The organism is Hydrogenophaga sp. (genome assembly GCF_030651625.1).
GTDB lineage: Bacteria > Pseudomonadota > Gammaproteobacteria > Burkholderiales > Burkholderiaceae_C > Hydrogenophaga.
This window is the reverse complement of record NZ_JAUSCF010000031.1, coordinates 249643-268280: the sequence shown is the minus strand read 5'-3', so window position 1 is coordinate 268280 and position 18638 is coordinate 249643. Positions and strand designations below refer to the sequence as shown.

15 protein-coding genes are annotated in these 18638 nt (G+C 62.2%); 7 read left to right on the top strand and 8 right to left on the bottom strand.

The features are described from left to right. Positions 1 to 65 precede the first annotated feature (65 nt). The 3 genes from Q7V46_RS15920 (at position 66) to Q7V46_RS15910 (ending at position 4908) form a co-directional block, all read left to right on the top strand. The gene (locus Q7V46_RS15920) at positions 66 to 1187 is read left to right on the top strand and encodes a response regulator (protein ID WP_304914524.1); all 1122 of its coding nucleotides are present in this window, start codon (positions 66 to 68) and stop codon (positions 1185 to 1187) included. Between the two features lie 73 nt (positions 1188 to 1260). Beyond that, the gene (locus tag Q7V46_RS15915; protein ID WP_304914523.1) at positions 1261 to 4209 is read left to right on the top strand and encodes a hybrid sensor histidine kinase/response regulator; all 2949 of its coding nucleotides are present in this window, start codon (positions 1261 to 1263) and stop codon (positions 4207 to 4209) included. Positions 4210 to 4305: 96 nt separating this feature from the next. Continuing rightward, positions 4306 to 4908 carry a hypothetical protein gene (locus Q7V46_RS15910; protein WP_304914522.1) on the top strand — a complete coding sequence of 201 codons (603 nt, stop codon included), beginning with the start codon at positions 4306 to 4308 and terminating at the stop codon, positions 4906 to 4908. Between the two features lie 293 nt (positions 4909 to 5201). On the opposite strand, the gene Q7V46_RS15905 is transcribed toward Q7V46_RS15910, so the two are convergent. The 4 genes from Q7V46_RS15905 to Q7V46_RS15890 all read right to left on the bottom strand — a co-directional run bounded on the left by Q7V46_RS15905 (position 5202) and on the right by Q7V46_RS15890 (position 9769). Beyond that, positions 5202 to 5684, bottom strand: a complete 483-nt coding sequence (locus Q7V46_RS15905; RefSeq protein ID WP_304914521.1) for a histidine phosphatase family protein — start codon at positions 5682 to 5684, stop codon at positions 5202 to 5204. A 17-nt stretch (positions 5685 to 5701) separates the two neighbouring features. After that, on the bottom strand, positions 5702 to 7780 hold the full coding sequence (gene ppk1, locus Q7V46_RS15900; protein WP_304914520.1) for a polyphosphate kinase 1: 2079 nt from the start codon (positions 7778 to 7780) through the stop codon (positions 5702 to 5704). A gap of 208 nt (positions 7781 to 7988) precedes the next feature. Continuing rightward, complete coding sequence (locus Q7V46_RS15895; protein ID WP_304914519.1) at positions 7989 to 8903, bottom strand: UDP-2,3-diacylglucosamine diphosphatase; 915 nt, start codon at positions 8901 to 8903, stop codon at positions 7989 to 7991. Beyond that, positions 8903 to 9769 (bottom strand): GNAT family N-acetyltransferase, encoded by an 867-nt coding sequence (locus tag Q7V46_RS15890; RefSeq protein ID WP_304914518.1) that lies wholly within the window; start codon positions 9767 to 9769, stop codon positions 8903 to 8905. Before Q7V46_RS15890 ends, Q7V46_RS15895 begins: the two co-directional genes overlap by 1 nt. 321 nt (positions 9770 to 10090) lie before the next feature. Here Q7V46_RS15890 and Q7V46_RS15885 point away from each other — a divergent pair, with 321 nt between their 5' ends. From Q7V46_RS15885 to Q7V46_RS15870, 4 genes are all read left to right on the top strand, one after another. Beyond that, positions 10091 to 11419, top strand: a complete 1329-nt coding sequence (locus Q7V46_RS15885; RefSeq protein WP_304914517.1) for a hypothetical protein — start codon at positions 10091 to 10093, stop codon at positions 11417 to 11419. Between the two features lie 180 nt (positions 11420 to 11599). Continuing rightward, a complete protein-coding gene (locus tag Q7V46_RS15880) occupies positions 11600 to 12070 on the top strand; it encodes a hypothetical protein (RefSeq protein ID WP_304914516.1) in 471 nt (156 codons plus the stop codon). Between the two features lie 152 nt (positions 12071 to 12222). Next, the gene (locus Q7V46_RS15875) at positions 12223 to 12744 is read left to right on the top strand and encodes a DOMON-like domain-containing protein (RefSeq protein WP_304914515.1); all 522 of its coding nucleotides are present in this window, start codon (positions 12223 to 12225) and stop codon (positions 12742 to 12744) included. A 40-nt stretch (positions 12745 to 12784) separates the two neighbouring features. Further along, positions 12785 to 13987: a DUF1343 domain-containing protein gene (locus Q7V46_RS15870; RefSeq protein WP_304914514.1), complete on the top strand. Its 1203-nt coding sequence runs from the start codon at positions 12785 to 12787 to the stop codon at positions 13985 to 13987. Between the two features lie 16 nt (positions 13988 to 14003). On the opposite strand, the gene Q7V46_RS15865 is transcribed toward Q7V46_RS15870, so the two are convergent. From Q7V46_RS15865 to Q7V46_RS15850, 4 genes are all read right to left on the bottom strand, one after another. Next, a complete protein-coding gene (locus Q7V46_RS15865; RefSeq protein WP_304914513.1) occupies positions 14004 to 14507 on the bottom strand; it encodes a GNAT family N-acetyltransferase in 504 nt (167 codons plus the stop codon). Next, complete coding sequence (gene glmM / locus Q7V46_RS15860) at positions 14504 to 15847, bottom strand: phosphoglucosamine mutase (protein WP_304914512.1); 1344 nt, start codon at positions 15845 to 15847, stop codon at positions 14504 to 14506. The genes Q7V46_RS15865 and glmM overlap by 4 nt, the downstream gene beginning before the upstream one ends. 171 nt (positions 15848 to 16018) lie before the next feature. Beyond that, complete coding sequence (locus Q7V46_RS15855) at positions 16019 to 17758, bottom strand: hypothetical protein (RefSeq protein WP_304914511.1); 1740 nt, start codon at positions 17756 to 17758, stop codon at positions 16019 to 16021. 11 nt (positions 17759 to 17769) lie between these two features. Beyond that, positions 17770 to 18600: a hypothetical protein gene (locus Q7V46_RS15850; protein ID WP_304914510.1), complete on the bottom strand. Its 831-nt coding sequence runs from the start codon at positions 18598 to 18600 to the stop codon at positions 17770 to 17772. Positions 18601 to 18638: the final 38 nt, after the last annotated feature.

The following is an 18638-nucleotide window of genomic DNA, read 5'->3' as shown; positions in this document are numbered from 1 at the left end:
CACCCGTTTTTGTCCACCGCCGGGCTAGCATGGTTCATTCCAAATAGAAGAACCTGTGATCCGATATGACATTGATTGTGGTGGCAGAGGACGACCCGGGCACGCTCAAATTGCTGACAGTGGTCCTGGAAAAGAAAGGTCATGATGTGGTCGCCGTGTCGGACGGTGCCACCGCCTGGGAAAGCATTCAGAAGCTGCGCCCGGATGTCATCGTGAGCGACATCGACATGCCCGGTCTCAGTGGTCTGGAGCTGCTGGAGCGAGTGCGCGCGCACCCGGTCAGCGCACTGACGCCATTCATCTTTCTGACATCCCTTCAGGAACGTCGCGACATGCGACATGGCATGAATCTGGGTGCTGACGACTACATTGCCAAGCCCTTTCGTGCCCGCGAACTGGCCGAAGCGGTCATGGCCCAGGTCAACAAGAACCACATGCGCGCCCAGTCGCTGGACCTGCAGGTTCAGGCGGCCCTGACCGGCGCCCTCCATGCACAGGCGCGCGACCTCAGCGATGCCTATGAAGAGCGTCTGGCGCGCGCCCTGAACGAGCAATGGCCAGGCGGAGGCACAGCACGCAAGGCCAGCCACCATGATCAGGCCACCGTGCTCAGCGCAGGCCTGGTGAATCACGGGGCATGGAACAGCGCATTGAGCGCTCAGGACATGGCGCAACTGCTCAAGCGGTTTTATGACAGCTGTGGCGACACCGTGTTCCTGTTCGGCGCACACAGCCTGCAGTTTCTGGGTGATGGTGTGGTCGCCGTGTTTGCGGACGGCTCCGCTGCGCCCACATCGTCGCCACATGGCCTGCGGGCCGCCAAGGCGGCGCTGGCGCTGCGCAAGGCGGTTTCGGGATTGAACAGCTTTGTGCAGACACTGGCACCACGCAACGGCCTTGAGAGTGTGGACCTGGGCGTGGCCCTTCACGTTGGGCCGGTGGCCATGATGCGCCTCGATGGTCTGCTGGGGGGTGCGGCACAATCGGTGCCCGTTGGCGAAACCGTGATGGATGCCGTGGCACTGCAAAAGCATGCCCAGTACCCAGGGCGGACGGGTATCACGGTGTCGGCTCAGGTATTGCGCAGCGTCACTGGAGCGGTGCACCCCGTGCGCCGGTACCTGCTTGCCCTGCCCCACCGCGTCGATCCCATGGACGTTTGTCTGGTCGAGCCCTTGCCCAACTGAAGCAGTCGATTCGGGTGGCTGGCGACCACGCGCGTGTACCCGCCTTTTCTTCGTTCCTGAAAACGCCTTGCGCATGAAATTGTTGTTCGGCAGACGCCTGTCCATAGGCCCCACGCTGATCGCCGCCCTGGTGCTGGCGGCGTTGATCCCTGCCTTGCTGGCGGCGTGGCTGCTGTCCACCAACAGCTCCCGCTCCATCAACACCCTGGCCGAGAACGCCATGAGCCAGGCCGCGCATCGCGTGGACGTGGGTGCACTGGCCCACCTGGGTGAATCTCACACGGTGGTGAACGCCCTGGTGCCCCCTTTTGTGGCTTCCGGCGCCGAGGCCGAGCGCACCCGGAACTGGCTCACGGACACGGCTGCTTTTGAAACCATGGCCTACGCGCTGACCCAGCAGTCACCCAACGTGCCCTACCTCTACGTGGGCACCGCCGACGGCTCGTTCTTCGGTCTGGAGCGGGAAAGCCACGGCTTCATCGTGCGCGAGATCCGGCCCGGCGACAGCGGCCGAAGACACTTTCTGATCGACCAGCCCGGCGATCGCAGCAAGTTGGTTCGAACAGAAACGAGCGTTTACGATCCGCGCAAACGTCCCTGGTACCAACTGGCCATGAGCACCGGTCAGCGCACGTTCACCGATGTGTACCGGTCGGCGGTCAAAGCGCAGTTTGACCTGACCCTGGCGCACCCGATATTCGACACCGACAACCGCACCGTGCTGGGTGTGCTCGCCGTCGACATGAGTCTGGCCCGCCTGACCGACCTGATCCGCAGTTCCCGTATCAGCGAAAACGCCGTGACTTACCTGGTCGACAGCCAGGGTCTGCTTGTCGCGTCTTCGGTGGACGAAGACCTCAGTGTCGAGGTGAACAACAAGTTCCAGCGCCTCTCACCCCTGCAAAGCCAGGACCTGCTGGTGCGTGAGTCCTTCACCCAGCTCAGCGCGCAATACCGCGATACCCTGCGACACAACCCGGGTCTGGTGAGGCTGGATACAGCATCAGACTGGAAGCAATGGCTGGGATTGGGCTCCAACCGTCTGATCGCCCTGCAGCGTCCGTTCGGCCAAAAGTACAACCTGAACTGGCAATTGATCGTGGTGGCCCCCGAATCGGATTTCACCCACCAGGTCATCCAGGCCCGGCAAGTGGCGCTGGGTGCCTTGATTGCACTCATTGCCCTTGCAGGTGTTCTTGCCTACATGGTGGCCAGAGGTCTGTCGGGGCAGTTTCAGTTGCTCATCGCTTCTGCGACCGCTGTGGGCGCGGGTCAGGTGCCAGTGGTGCAACAGAAAGCCGGGTTCAAGGAGGTGCACCTGCTGTCCAAGGTGCTGCATGACAGTGCCCAGTCCTTGAAAAGCTCCACCCGCGAGATACGCGAGAAGAACGAGCAGTTGCGCGAAGCCGCACTGTTGCTTGAAGAGCGGGTTCGGCAGCGCACCGCCGAACTGGCGGCTTCGCGAGAAGAAGCGCTGGCCGCCGTGAAGGCCAAAGCCGGATTCCTGGCGGTCATGAGCCATGAAATTCGCACGCCACTCAATGGCGTGGTCGGCATGAGCGACCTGCTCAATGAAACACCGCTCACGCAAGCCCAGCAAGACTTGCTGGGTGTGCTCAAAGTGTCGAGCGAACAGCTGTTGTCCGTGGTCGATGACATTCTGGATTTCTCGCGCATCGAGGCGGGCAAGCTCACACTGGAACAGCAGGCCTTCGATCTCCGCGCCGCCATCAAGCAGGCGCACGACATCCTGTTGCTGCGCGCCCAGGAAAAAGGGCTGCACCTGACCTTGCACATTGCAGCAGATGTGCCGCAAGCTGTGATCGGGGACATCACGCGATTGCGCCAGGTGCTGATCAACCTGCTGTCCAACGCCATCAAGTTCACCAACCAGGGCGAGGTCACATTGCGGGTCTGGCAGGAACCCGATGCCAATGGCACCGTTCTGAACTTCAGCGTGAGCGACACGGGCGTGGGCATCAAGCCGGACAGCATCGGCGCGCTCTTCCAGCCTTTTGCACAGGGTGACACGTCCACCACACGCGTGTATGGCGGCACCGGGCTGGGTCTGATGATCTGCAAGCACCTGGTGGAAATGATGGGTGGGCAGATCACGGTCGACAGCCAGCCAGGCGTGGGGTCCACATTTCGCTTCACCATCCGCTCGGCGGCGGCCGACCCCGCCCTCATTCCATCAGCTGTGGTGGCCGATCTGCCCTGCGCCACCGATCAACAGCGTGTCCTGGTGGTTGACGACAACCCGATCAACCTCAAAGTGGCAGAAGCGATGCTGCAGCACCTGGGTTACCAACCGGACGCTGCTGCCAATGGCCGCATGGCGCTCGCTGCAGTGACCCAGGCGCAGCAGCTGGGTCGCCCCTTTGCCGTGGTGCTGCTGGACAGCCACATGCCAGAACTCGATGGCATGGCGACAGCACGAGCCATCCTCGAGCAACTCGGGGCCCAAGCACCCGCCATGGTGGGCGTCTCTGCGTCCTCGCTGGGCGAGGACCGCCAGCGATGCCTGGACGCCGGCATGAGCGACTACCTTCCGAAGCCACTCAACCTGGCGCATCTGGCGCACACATTGCGCCAGCTCACAGCACGAAAGTCGCCCATTGCCGCTTTCGACGTGGTGAGCAGCGAAGCCACTTCCGGAACCGTACAGGCCAAGACCGACGCAGCGGAGAAGAACTGGATCGACCCGGAACGCTGGGAGGCTTTCGCAGAGTTCGATGACGCCACAGGTAGTCTTCGCCGCGAGATCATCGGTGAATTCCTGTCCTCGCTCGGAAGCCGAACCGTTGAGATCAAACGGGCAGTCGCTGCCGAAGACGCCCAGGCCTTGCGCCACGCCACGCACGTGCTCAAGGGTTCTGCCGGCAACGTGGGCGCACAGGGACTGGCGCGTCTGTGCGAGGACATCGAGCGCCAGGCGGACCAGCCAGGTCGCGCCCGTGCTCTGCTGCCTGCGCTGGAACAGGCAGCGCAGGCCACAGAGCTGGCACTGAAGGGCCTTTGAGTCGGCTCAACGCAAGGGTGCAAAAGAGGCGCACGAGGAACAAGTTTGCCTGCGCTCCATCCCTTGCCCCTGGATTCGACTTGTCACGAAAATGTCATGCAGATCACGCTCTCCGCATGCATCCATAAACCGTATATACCGTTTACACTATCGCCCATCTCAAACCACCCGGAGCGCCTCATGGCCAGCCAGAACACCAAATCCAGCAACAAGAAGCCAAAGCTCGTTCGCGACAGTTTCACCATCCCCAAAGCCGAGTTCGCCGCCATCGACCTCCTGAAAACCCGCGCCATTTCGCTAGGTACCAGCGTCAAGAAAAGTGAGCTGCTCCGCGCGGGACTGATGCTGCTGACCGGGTTGAATGACGGCGCACTCAAGGCCGCACTGGCATCGGTACCCACCCTGAAAACCGGTCGCCCTGCCGCATCCGTTACAGCCAAACCGGCTGCAAAACCCGTTGCAAAGCCCGCAGCAAAACCTGCCGCTGCCAGCAAGCCAGCAGCCAAGGCTGTCCAGAGCAAGCCCGCGCCAGCCAAGGCCGTGGTGAAAAAAGCGGTTGTTCCACGCAAAGTTGCGACCAAGGCAGCAGCCAACCCTGCTGCAACACCTGAGGTGAAAGCGGTCGCCAAGCCCGTTGTCAGCGCTCATCCCGCCGTCAAGGCGGTTTTGGCGGCCAAATCCCCTGCTCCACAAGCCTGAGAACGACCGTTTTGAAACCTCCCTGGGGTTTCTGAATGCGTCGAGGGTTCTTCCCGGGATGCGTCCATGGCGACGCGGGGCAGGTCCACACAGGCACGCGAGCCGGCTAGGAGCCTGCGCGGCAGAAGGCATCGAAGTGAAACGCGTGGGAAAAGAGCCCAATTCGGCGTCGATTTTGAGGACTGTGGCCGTAGCCACAGCCGGAAAAACGGAGGCGAATTGGGCTCTTTTCCCATGCGTTGCAGCCGATGTCGTTCTGCCGCGCAGGCTCCTAGGGCTTTTTCAGCCTTGCCCTAAAGCAACTCCGGCGTCTGTACCGTCACCACGACGGTCTGGCTGACGTTGCCCCGTTCGCGGTGGCGCAGCCACCACAAAGCCCCCTTTTTTACAGAGCAGTCTTCCTCGTTCAAGCTCAGAAGCCGGGCAATCACACGCCCCAGCGTGGGTTGGTGGCCCACCACCACCACGGGTGACTTCCCCAGAGGCCATTGAGCCAGTTCCAGCAGATCCAGCGGGTCGCCCTCGGGCAGCAGTTCGTCGCGCAGCTTGAACTTGCGATCAAGCGCCATCACGGTCTGTTCGCAGCGAGCAGCCGGGCTGGAGAAAACCCGTGCCCCCTCTGGCAACTGCCTGTCCAGCCACGCCGCCATGCGTGAGGCCTGCTTTTCACCGCGAGAGGTCAGGCGGCGCGCCAGATCCTGGGCATCGCCCGGCACCCCCTGCAACAAGTCGGGATGCTCATGGGCTTCGGCATGGCGCCACAGAATGAGATCCACGATTGGTGCTCCTGGGTTCAACCTTTGCTGCCGTACCGGGCCATCAGTGCGGCCTGCGCAGAATGCTGGGCACTGCGGGCCTTGACAGTGCCGCCTTGCCCGGCTGGCACGTAGCGCCCGTCAGGCTGCAGCAGCCAGGCATCCTTGTTGTCGTGCAGGCTGGCGGTCAGGCATTCGTCCATGATCCGGTTGCGAAGGCTGGCGTCGGTCACGGGCCAGGCGAGTTCCAGTCGGCGGAGCATGTTGCGGTTCATCCAGTCGGCACTCGAAAGCCACAACTCTTCGTTGCCGTCGACCCGGAAGTAAAACACCCTGGAGTGCTCGAGCAACCGGCCTATGATGGAACGCACCTGCACATTGTCGGTGATGCCGGGCACCTGCGCAGGCAGGATGCACGCCCCACGCACGATGATGTCGACCTTCACGCCTTGCTGGGAGGCATGTGCGAGCGCGCGCGACAGTTGTTCATCGGTGAGCGCATTCATCTTGAGGATGATGCGCGCCTCCTTGCCTTCGCGCGCTGCGGCCGCCGCAGCGTCGACCTTTTCCAGCATGGCCTTGTGCAGGTGAAACGGCGCGATCAAGGCCTTGTTGAGCTTGGGCAAACGGTTCTGACTGGCCAGGTGCAGGAAGATCTGGTCGAGGTCGGCGGTGAGTGCCTCATCTGCCGTGAGGTAGTTGAGGTCGGTATAGAGCTTGGCGGTGGATGCGTTGTAATTGCCGGTGGACATGTGGGCATAGCGGCGCAATTGCCCGTCCTCGCGCCGCGTGACCAGCAGCATCTTGGCGTGTGTCTTGAGGCCCACCACGCCGTACACCACCTGCGCACCCACAGACTCCAGGCGTTCGGCATAGTTGATGTTGGCCTCTTCGTCAAAACGCGCCTTGAGCTCCACCACAGCAGTGACTTCCTTGCCGCGCCGCACAGCTTCGCGCAGCAGGTTCATCAGTTCAGAACGCGCGCCTGCCCGGTATATGGTTTGTTTGATGGCCAGCACCTGCGGGTCTTCCACCGCTTCGCGCAAAAAGGCCAGCACCGCGTCAAAGCTCTCGTAGGGTTGATGAATCAGCACGTCGCCTTGCTGCAAGCGTTCGAAGAACGATTGTCCCGGTGTGAGCTGGGCGGGCCAGCCAGCGCTGTAGCGCTCGAAGCGCAGCGCGGGTGCGTCCACCTGGTCGATCAGCTGGTTCAGCCGCACCAGGTTCACAGGCCCTGGCACGCGGTAGAGCGCCTGTTCAGGCAGACCGAACTGCGCCAGCAGGAACCCCGAGAGGTATTCCGAGCAACCGGCGGTGACTTCCAGACGCAAGGCCTCGCCGTAGTGGCGCTGCTGCAGCCCCTTGCGCAAGGCGGTTCGAAGGTTCTTCACCTCTTCTTCGTCCACCGCCAGATCGGAGTGGCGGGTGACCCGGAACTGCGAAAACTCTGTGACCTGTCGGCCCGGAAACAAGTCACCCAGGTGGGAGCGGATCAGGCTGGAGATCGACACGAAGTGCGTCTGTTTCGACCCCTTGACCGGCGGCATGCGAAAGAAGCGCGGGAGGATGCGCGGTACCTTGACAATGGCGATTTCGTTCTCGCGGCCGAAGGCGTCTTTGCCCGTGAGGCGCACGATGAAGTTGAGCGACTTGTTCGCCACCTGTGGAAAGGGGTGCGAGGGGTCAAGGCCAATCGGCAGCAGCAGGGGCTGCACTTCGCGGCTGAAATACTCCTTGATCCAGCGACGCTGGCGGGGGTTGCGTTCCCCGTGGGAAATGAGCTTGATGCCCTTCTTCTCAAGCAAGGGCAGCAGCTCGTCGTTGTAAATGGCGTATTGCTGCGCCACCAGCTGGTGAATCTTGTCGGCAATCAGCTGGTGTGTCTGCGCGGTGTACAGACCCCGCTGTTCATTGGCCTTGAAAGCACTCAGGTGAGGCGCCATGCGCACCTCGAAGAACTCATCCAGGTTGCTTGAGACGATGCTCAGGTAGCGCAAACGCTCGAGCAGCGGCACATTGGGTCGGCGTGCCCAGTCCATCACCCGTTCGTTGAAAGCCAGGATGCTGTGGTCGCGATCCAGGAAGGGGATTTTTGTCTGTGGGCTGCTCGCGCTCATGAATACCAAGGGAAAAGTGGACTGCGGGGTGAAAGAAGCCGGCAAGACCCGACCGACCACCACACAAAACCCATCATTATTCAACGGGGAACCGGGGTTTATGTGACAGTTTCATGTCAAAGCACATCTTGTCAAGACCCATCTGCGCCTGCAGCGCTGCCGACATCGAACGTGTTGCCCCTGTCCGGTGAGGCAGCCCTCCATGCCGTCAGACCAGCTCGCCTGGACGCTCGATGCTTTGAGGTAGCGATGCCATCTCTGGTGTGCCCGGCTGCTTGCTCACCAAAGGCGCCCAATGCACCAGTTCGAGCCGGCCGTCCATGTGCTCCACCAGCGCGGACAGGCTCTCTACCCAGTCACCATCGTTGCAGTAGAGCGTGCCGTCGATGGTGCGCATCTCTGGCCGGTGAATGTGCCCGCAAACCACGCCCTGGTAGCCTTGCCGGCGGGCTTCCGCGGCAACGGCGCCTTCAAAGTCCGACACGTAGTTGACGGCCGTTTTCACCTTGTGCTTGAGGTATTGCGACAGCGACCAATAGGGCAGGCCCATGCGTGCGCGCAATGAATTGAGGTGCCGATTCAGACGCAGCGTGAACTCGTAAAGATTGTCCCCCACGTACGCCAGCCACTTGGCACACTGGATGACACCATCAAAATGGTCACCGTGCACCACCCACAACCGGCGCCCGTCCGCCATGGTGTGCACAGCCTCGTTGATCACCTCGATGCCACCAAAGCTGTGCCCGTGGAACTGCCTCGCAAATTCGTCGTGATTGCCTGGCACGAACACCACCCTGCAACCTTTGCGCGCCCGGCGGAGGAGCTTTTGCACCACGTCGTTGTGCGCCTGGGGCCAGTACCATTTGCGGCGGAGTTGCCAGCCGTCGATGATGTCGCCCACCAGATACAGCGTATGGCTCGGGTGGTGCTTGAGAAAGTCGAGCAGCGCATGGGCCTGGCAACCTGCTGTACCCAGGTGCAAGTCTGAAATGAACACGGCCCGGAAGCGCGCGCGTTCACCCCCCCCCTGACCCGCATCGTCTTCATCGGTGACGTCTTCGAAACCGTTCGGCAGCCCTGCTTTGTATGCCCAGCCGCCGAGTGCTTCGAACGCGGTCCTCATCACGCCCCCAGAAAATGCTTGCGGTAGCGAGGCGGCAGATCGGTGATGCGCATCATCATCGGCAGATCCGCCGCGTTGAAGTCTGGATCCCATGCTGGCGGGCCGAGCACCTTCGCGCCCAGGCGCAGATAGCCCTTGATCAATGCCGGCGGCTCCACGTCCAGCGTGTCGTCCAGCTTGTCGATGGGCAGGGGCAGGCGGGGGCGAACGTGGAATTCGATCGATGCGAGGTGTTTTTCCTTGACCTGTCGCCAGATGCTGGCGGCTGCATGCCCACCACCCACCCGGCCGTGCAGGCCTTGGCAATTCATCGGTATGCTCGCGCAGCCAATCATGGTGTCCAGCTGGTTGCGCACCATGAATTCGGCCAGCGCACCCCACAAGGCCATGATCACGCCGCCATGGCGATGGTCTGCATGCACACAGCTGCGGCCCAGTTCGACCATGCGCTCACGCATGAGCCGCAACCGGGTGAGGTCGAATTCGGTGTCGCTGTAGGTGCTGCCCACACGGCGTGCCTGCGCTGGTGTGAGCACCCGGTAGGTGCCGATCACCGCGCGTGTCTCGCTGTCGCGCACAAGCAGGTGCTCGCAGAAATCGTCAAACAGGTCCACGTCGTGCCCCGGCAGGGCGTTGGAGAGAATGGCACCCATTTCACCGGCGAACACGTCGTGACGCAGCCGCTGGGCTTCGCGGACTTCGTCCTGATGCCGGGCCCAGGCCACTTCGATGCCTCCCTTGCGGATCTCGGGCGTGATCGCGGATGGGATCACCACCGCTGGGACAAAATCTGTCTTGGGTGAAGACCACCGCCGTGGCATCTTCAATGGCGAAAGGTCCAGGGTGGGGGTGGGCAGTTCTTTCATGAACGGCCTCCACAAGCGTTCAGCATCAAACGACGACGCCGGGTCTGGTTCATGATCGTATCCTTCGCAAACGGGGCGCTCGACGGCTCCGTGTGGTTTGTGTGTCTGTTCATGAACCTGCATTCTGGGAATTCCGCGTGACTCACGCGTGGCAACTGCGTGAAGTTTTGATGACATTTTTTGCCAGCCATGCAGGTTTTCTTGCACGGCGAGGAGAAAACCTGCATGCTCAAACACTGCAATTTCCTTTGAAAGATGGCGTCCGCCGCGACGGCTCTGCCCAGCGGCATCGGCAACGGCAACGGATAGCCCGACAACAACATGAACCTGGCCGAATCTCTCAACCTGGGCTGCGCCTGCCAGACCCTGCAACCCGAACGCTTGCGAGAACAGCTGGAAACCCACCCTGCGCTCAAAGGGCTGGTTGCCCAACTGGCGCAAAGCCACCCTCACCTGTTTTCCTCTACCGCCGTGTTTGTGGACGCGAGTACTGGTCAGCAACTGGCCAAAACAGTGCGCGCACTGGAGCGCGTGATCGCACGCCCGCAATGGCAGACGCGGGCGATCGCACAGGCACCATCGATAGCGCGACTGGACTGGGGGCCTTCAGGCGTGTTCATGGGCTACGACTTCCACCTCTCAGCCCAAGGTCCCAGGCTCATTGAAATCAACAGCAACGCGGGCGGTGCGATCCTCAACGCGGCACTGGCCCGCGCACACCGAGCTTGCTGCGAAGCCTTTGACGAGATCTTCAAGGCTCCAGAAACGCCCAAAGCCCAGGACGATACGTTTGTTTCCATGTTCGAGGCCGAATGGCGATCTCAGCGAGCGGAGCGCTCATTGCGGAACATCGTGATCGTGGACGATTCGCCGGCTCAGCAGTACCTGGCGCCGGAATTCGAGATGGTTCGTGGCTTGCTGGCTGCCCATGGCCTGCTTGCGGTGATTGCAGACCCGGGTGAATTGCAATGGCGCGACGGTTCACTCTGGCACCCCGCCCTGCCCCGCGACATGCCGGTGGACATGGTCTACAGCCGCCTGACCGACTTTTACTTGCAGGCCGATGAGCATGCGGCGTTGAGAATTGCCTACGAGGCCGGCGCGGTGGTGGTCACGCCGCATCCGCGCACCCATGCGTTGTACGCAGACAAACGCAACCTCATCACCCTGTCAGACGCCCCTTTGCTGGCGTCATGGGGCATTGATACAGACAGTCTGGCTGTGCTGGCGCAGTCGGTGCCCACGACCCGGCTGGTTACGACCGAGAACGCAGAGACCTTGTGGGCACAGCGGCGCTCGCTGTTCTTCAAGCCCTCGGCAGGATTCGGCTCGCGGGCCGCCTACCGGGGCGACAAGTTGACGCGGCGCGTCTGGGGCGACATCCTCTCCGGCAGCTACGTGGCGCAGACCATGGTCCCCCCCAGCGAGCGGCTGGTGTGGGTGGATGGTGAGACCAAACGGCTGAAAGTGGACCTGCGCGCATACACCTACAGAGGCGAAGTGCAGTTGCTGGCCGCTCGAACCTGGTCAGGGCAAACCACGAACTTCCGAACCGAAGGGGGCGGATTCTCTCCTGTGGTGGTGCTGCCGGCGCTTCCGTTTCCTGAGGTGGACACCAGCGCCACATCATTGCAGTACAGGCCGGACTGAGGCTGGCGGGATTCACCCTGCAGCCAACGCTGCAGACTGTTACTTCCGTGGGGCGGTGATCGGCGTCATACAGCCCCACACTCCCTAAAATGGTGGGTCAACCTGCCCGACAGGCCATGAGCAACCACGAATCTGCAAGCTCACCCGCCCACCCAAAAGCACCTTCAAGGACCCTCCTGCATGCATGCCATTCGCCTTTGTTTTCCGTTGATCCTCGTGGCTTCACTGGTGGCGGGCTGTGCCACCGTGTCATTGGACGAACCTGCAAGACCCTCTGCTTCCAACCCGGGAGCAGCCAGCACCGCAGGCACGGTCGGGACGGGTGAAAGGCGCATCGTTCCCTCCAAAGACGGCTCGTTCGAAGGCGAAATCGTGGGCACTGCCGCCCCGGGTAGCCGCTTTGCCCAACTGCAGATCGGTATGGAGGCACTGCCTGTTCAGCGCCTGATCGGCATTCCTGACGCCATGCATGCCCACGAAACCGGCAAGCGCTGGATTCCGTTCTATTTCGGCACCGATGCGCGCCGCATGATCACGTTCTACAGGGGTGAAGGCTGTCTGACCTTCACCGGTGGCAACGACTGGGGCAGAGGCGGCAGTCAATTGATCCGCATCGAAGTGGACCCCAGCGGTCGTTGCTACCAGCCATGAACTGAAGCTCGGCGCCTGCCAGAATGGCGCCTGTGACATCGCTTTGCCCAACCCCATCCGCCCGACGCATTGAAGCTGCGCGCTGGCTGGTCCCATCGCAGCCACTGATCAGCCACCCTGCCATGCCGGGTGGCTTTTCTTTGTCGATCACGGTGTCGGTGGAAGCCGCGACGAATCTGCCGGGTGGAGGTTGGAGTCTTCGCTATGAACTGCGAGGCGATCTTGATGCATTGCTCATCCCGACACCTGTGGCGCCAGGACCCGCTGACGGCCTGTGGCAACACACCTGCTTTGAAGCATTTGTCGGACCGAGCGGTTCCCTCGCCTATCAGGAGTTCAATTTTTCCCCCTCGGGCCAGTGGGCAAGCTACCTGTTCAGCGACGAACGTGTGCGCGATACAGTTTCAGAGTCCGCGCAGGCAACGACATCCAATTCCCAGCCATCGGTAGCGTGGCATTGCTTCCCGGATGCCTTCGTGCTCGAAGCCTGTATTCCAGTGGCAGCGCTTCGGTCAACCGGCTCCCGTGAGACGCTGGATGTCGGTTTGACTGCCGTGATTGAATCCAGGGATCACGAGCTGACCTACTGGGCACTGCGCCACCCCTGTGCCAAGCCTGATTTTCACAACCGCCAGGGATTTGCCCTGCAGATCCCTCCGAAGCCCAACGCATAGCCGGCCCCGCACGCCCACGCCACTCCCATCTCGACATCACATGAAATTCGGCATCGAACGCTTCCTCGCTGAACCCGACCTTCGCGCGCCACTCGCTGGCCGCCGCGTGGCCTTGCTGGCTCACCCGGCCTCTGTCACCCGTGACCTAACCCACACGCTGGATGCCCTGGCCGCCCTGCCCGACGTGCGCCTGACGGCAGCCTTCGGCCCTCAGCACGGCTTGCGCGGTGACAAGCAGGACAACATGGTCGAGTCGCCCGACTACGCAGACCCGCACCTGGGCATTCCCGTGTTCAGCCTGTATGGCGAGGTGCGTCGGCCCACCGACGCCATGCTGGAAAGCTTTGACGTGTTGCTGGTCGACCTGCAAGATCTGGGTTGCCGCATCTACACCTTCATCACCACGCTGCGCTATGTGCTGGAAGCCGCTGCCCGCACGGGCAAGGCCGTCTGGGTGCTGGACCGGCCCAACCCTGCCGGCCGGCCAGTGGAAGGCCTCATGCTGCGCCCGGGCTGGGAGAGTTTTGTGGGTGCCGGCCCCATGCCCATGCGCCACGGCATGACCATGGGTGAACTGGGCCACTGGTTCATCTCCACGCTGGAGCTGGATCTGGACTACCGCGTCATAGCCATGGAAGGCTGGCAGCCTGATGACGCGCCCGGTTTCGGCTGGCCCACCGAACGCACCTGGGTCAATCCCAGCCCGAACGCCGCCAACCTGTGGATGGCCCGCGCCTACGCGGGCACGGTCATGCTGGAGGGCACCACCTTGTCAGAAGGTCGTGGCACCACGCGACCGCTGGAATTGTTTGGCGCACCCGATATGGACGCCAGTCGGTTGATGCACGACATGCGCAAAATGGCACCCGAATGGCTGCAAGGCTGCGTGCTGCGTGAATGTTTCTTCGAGCCCACCTTCCACAAACACGTGGGCAAGCTCTGCGCGGGTGTGCAGATCCATGTGGAAGACCCTCGGCACTACGACCACCACGCCTTCAAACCCTGGCGTCTGCAGGCCCTGGCTTTCAAGGCGCTGCGCTTGCAGGCGCCCGGGTACCCGCTGTGGCGCGACTTTCCCTACGAGTACGAACACGACCGTCTGGCCATCGATCTCATCAACGGCGGGCCGGCGCTGAGGGAATGGGTCGACGATCCCACGGCCAAACCGGCAGACCTGGAAGCGATCACACGCCCGGATGAAGAAGCCTGGTCGGCAGAGCGCCAGCGCCACCTGCTCTATTGATCTGCGTGCGCAGGCTTCAATACAGCCACTTCTGCATGAACCGCGCCGTGCCCATGGCCGGGTCCAGCTGGTAGCCGGCGAAACCGACGCGCTCGTACAACCGCAGCGCACCGCCGTTGCCGGACAGCACTTCCAGCGTCATCTTCACCGCGCCGCGCTCGCGCGCGACGCTTTCTGCCTCGGCCAGCATCAGCTCGGCAATGCCACGGCCTCGGTGGCTGGCCAGCACCGCCACGTCATGCACATTCACCAGCGGCTTGCAGGCAAAGGTCGAAAAACCCTCGATGCAATTGACCAGCCCCACGGGCGCCGTACCATCGAAAGCGAGCACGCTGTAGGCCTGTGGTCGCAAGGCCAGTTCGTGCACCAGGTTGGCTTTGGCGAAGTCCGTCAGCGGCTCGCCGCCACCTGCGGGGTCGCTCGCGTACGCGTCGAGCAGCATCACCAGTGCAGCGGCGTGAGCAGTGTCGGCGTAGTCGGCCCGCACGATCTTGACTTGGGCATTCAGCGCAATGCTCATGCGGGGACCTGACTCTTGACCGCGTCCACCAGCCGCTCGGCAAAGCTGCGCGACTGGTGCGCATCGCTGGCTTCCACCATCACGCGCAACAGCGGCTCCGTACCGCTGGGTCGAATCAGCACCCGCCCCGAATCGCCCAGCTCGGCCTCCACCGCTCGGGTTTCTTCTGCCAGGCGGGTGTTGATGCGCCAGTCCTGCCCCGGCTTCAGTCTCACATTGATGAGCGTTTGCGGAAACAGCGTCACTTCTGCCAGCAGTTGTGCCATGGTCTTGCCGCTGTCCACACAAGCATGCAGCACCTGCAGCGCAGACACCAGCCCGTCGCCCGTGGTGTGCCGGTCCAGCACCAGAATGTGGCCGGAGCCCTCCCCGCCCAGCGTCCAGCCATGGCGTTCGAGTTCTTCCAGCACGTAGCGGTCACCCACCTTGGCGCGCACAAACTTCACGCCCTTGTTGCGGAAGGCCACTTCCACGGCCTTGTTGGTCATGAGCGTGCCCACCACGCCGGGCACATCAATGTCACGCGCGATCCGATCGGCAGCGATCAGGTACAGCAGCTCATCGCCATTGAACAACCGGCCGCTGGCGTCCACCATCTGCAGCCGGTCGGCATCACCATCCAGTGCCACGCCGTAGTCTGCCCCGTGCTGCTTCACGGCTTCCACCAGCGCTTGTGGGTGCGTGGCACCCACGTTGTGGTTGATGTTCAGGCCATCAGGTGAACAGCCAATGCGCACCACCTCGGCACCCAACTCGTGGAACACGTCAGGGGCAATGTTGTAAGCCGCTCCGTTGGCTCCATCGACCACGATCTTCAGGCCCTTGAGCGAAAAAAGGTGCGAGCAGGTGCTTTTGCAGAACTCGATGTAACGGCCAGCCGCGTCATCCAGCCGCCGCGTCTTGCCCAGGCCTGCCGAATCCACCCACACCGGGTCTTCTGCCAGCGTGGCCTCCACCGCCTGCTCCCACTCATCGGTGAGCTTCGTGCCCTGTGCGCTGAAAAACTTGATGCCGTTGTCCGCAAACGGGTTGTGACTGGCCGAAATCACCACGCCGAGGCTGGCGCGCTGAGCACGGGTGAGGTAAGCCACCGCAGGCGTGGGCACCGGCCCCAGCAGCACCACGTCCACCCCGGCCGAGTTGAAGCCACTCTCCAGCGCACTCTCCAGCATGTAGCCAGAAATGCGCGTGTCTTTGCCGATCAGCACTGTGGGGTGTGCCTCGGTGCGCTTGAGCACGCGGCCGACGGCATGAGCGAGGCGCAAAACGAAATCGGGCGTGATCGGGGGTTGGCCCACGGTGCCTCGAATGCCGTCGGTGCCGAAATAGGTGCGTGTCATGGGGGGAGATTGGTAAGGGTGCGTACACACCTGAAGGGCAGTAAGGCGCTGAACAGCGATCACGCATTTTATGGCGTGCTCACCACCGACCCACCGACTTCACACCTTTTGCATTTTCCCGGTGCGACAAAGGACGATCCATTCCATTGCGGAATGCGCTCAACATGGTTCCTATGATTGAGAAACCGATTCCGCCGATCTGGGTTCAGCGGCGTTTGCGCCAGAGGAACGTGAAACTTCCGACACAGCACGATCTTTGCCTGTTGCGCGTGCCACGGTCGCTCCATGTGCCACAGCTTCCCAGCTGCTTGCCGCATCTGACCAGCTTTGCTGGGGACTTTGTTTCATTGCGTCGGCCACTGCAAAGTCGCGCAGCACACCAACCGAATCCAGCACCCCGACGCGCTGCCCATCATGGCTCAGCCAGGCGCCGTTGAAGTCGGGACCCAAATGGTGATGCACGGTTGTGCGCAGCGCATAGGCTTGCAACCGCTGGGTCTGTTCATGGGTCCATTGGTCATGCCCCTCTTTTCCTTCCAATACCGGTGCCAATGCCTGATTCAAAGCCTGCCGGTGGGCAGACAAGCCATCGGGCCAGTGCTGAGGCTCAAGATGGAGAACCCCGCCAGACGGTGCCTGAATGGTGGCTGCTTGCCCAGAAGGCGCGTGCACAGCTCGATTCAGCGCGGCGAGCTTGGCAGCCACCGACTCGTCCATGCCGCCATGCACCGACACTTCGTCCACATAGTGCAAGGCCATCACCTGCTCCGATAGTCGCCGGTCCTGGGCCGTCAACTGGGACAGCGGCGTTTCGAAGTGATTCACCAGTTCATGAAAGTTGGCCTTCTGTACGGGCGACAGCATGGGTGAATCCGCCACCCATGCGCGACCGGACATATCGGCGGCGGTGTGGGTGTGCTCTTGAAGGTTCTGCGAGGCGGCTCTCTCCCGTTGAGCCTGCTGTGCCAGCAGGTCTGGCCAGATCCCTGCCATGCCTGTTTTCGGTTCTGTCACCTGCTGCAGGACGGTCTGCGCTTCCTGAGGCAGTAGCTGACCATGTGCCGTTCTCGTGGCCAGTTCGTCGGCCACCGCATGGGAAGCGAACCACGTGGCCGGGACATCCACATGGGCCACCGCCTCACCTTCGTGAATCTGCAGACCGTGCCCCTCTGGTGCCGCTCCGATCACCTGGCGATGCCAATCGGCCAGGGAAGGAGCACTGCGTGGAATGGCCAGCCGGCATTTCTGTTCGATGGGTTTCTGAGCCGCCATTCCAGCGGCCTCACCCCAGACATCGTTGGACAAGTGCCCCGCCACGCCCGCTCTGGTTATCGGCGCGGTGAATCCACCCAGAGCACCAACTGCGGTCCGGTTCAGACTCACACACAACTCGTACAAAGTGCGGTCGCTGGGGCCGCGGTCAACCCACGTCTGGCGAATGCTCTGTACCACCTGCGGTGCCTCGGACTTCAAGTCCTCCCAGCCTTGACGGATCAAACCAGGAAGGGTTCGGGTGTCCCATCGCATGATCACCGATCGACCATCCTCCGACAGTTCACTGACTTGAGCGCCATGGCTGACCTTGGCTGGATACACTGGCGAAATCCCGCTTTCCTGCTTGTATTCCATGAACCACTGGTGCTCGTTGGCCAAGCGCTCCCGGTGCGCCTGTAGAGCCACCCGATCGTAGCCATTGACCCGCCATTCGCCTTGTGCATTGCGCGCGGACAGATGTCTGTCTGCCTCGGCGTCCAGTCTCATCAGGTCGCGGGGATGATCGAGGAATCGGTTGAGTTCGGCGGCGGCCTCCAGCCCTGCTTTGGGGCGACCAGTAGACACTGCAAGCTCGACGGCGTTTTGCAAGCGCTTGCCGTGCGCGCGCCAACCCTGCATCAACGCATCTTTGTCCATTGATGTCTTCCTCAGTGCCAGCCAAGAGCAATGCAGCTTGGGGCGTCATGCGAGCCTGCCTTGAGTTCCAACAGCGTGGACTCAAGTGCCGGGTTGCCGTCCGCGCGCGCGGTAACGAGATAGGTCTGGTAAACCATGGTCGCCCCTGAGTCAATGGAAGCACTTTGGTCGTGAATGACCGACCAACAATACGCTCGCCCGACATAACGCAGGTCCGTTCTGCTTAGAGCTCGAAAATGACTTGCCAGATGTGCCGCCGCGCGGTACGCCCCTGCAGATGCCGCGCGAGCTGCCATCGACAGACTGGATTCCACCTGCGCCTTGTCGCCGCCAATACCTGGGTAGGTCCGCTGCGCCATCCTCCAAAGGCACTCAGGGTGCCCCTTTGCTGCTCCTGCTTCCAGCATCCTTCGTGTCACTTCATCGAAGCCCGACAGATCCTGCCGCTCGTCGCGCAGCGCCCCCATCATGCACATGGCCCCCACATCGCCCTGCTCCGCCAATTTTTGCAGGCGATTCAGGGGCCCCTTGAAACTGAACACCAGATTGCGACAGGGGTTGTAGGCACGCCGTGCCAAGTGCGCCAGCTCGAAGCCGTCCTTCGCCATGGCCTTCCAGCGGTCGTCGCGAGCACAGCGTGCTTCCTGGAAGCTCTTGAGGTCTGGACCGTCAGGGAACCGCTTGGAACCCTGGTTCCACAAGGACAATTCTTCGAACAACTCATGCTCATAGGCCGCCCTTTGCTCGGCACTCAGTGCCTTCGCTTTGGCTGTTTCAAACCCCGCCAATCCCATGCCCATCCATACCCGGAGAAAGCGGTAGGCGTACACCTCGTAGGCCACGGCGGCACCCAGCGTGGCCGCAGCTGCGAGCACCAATC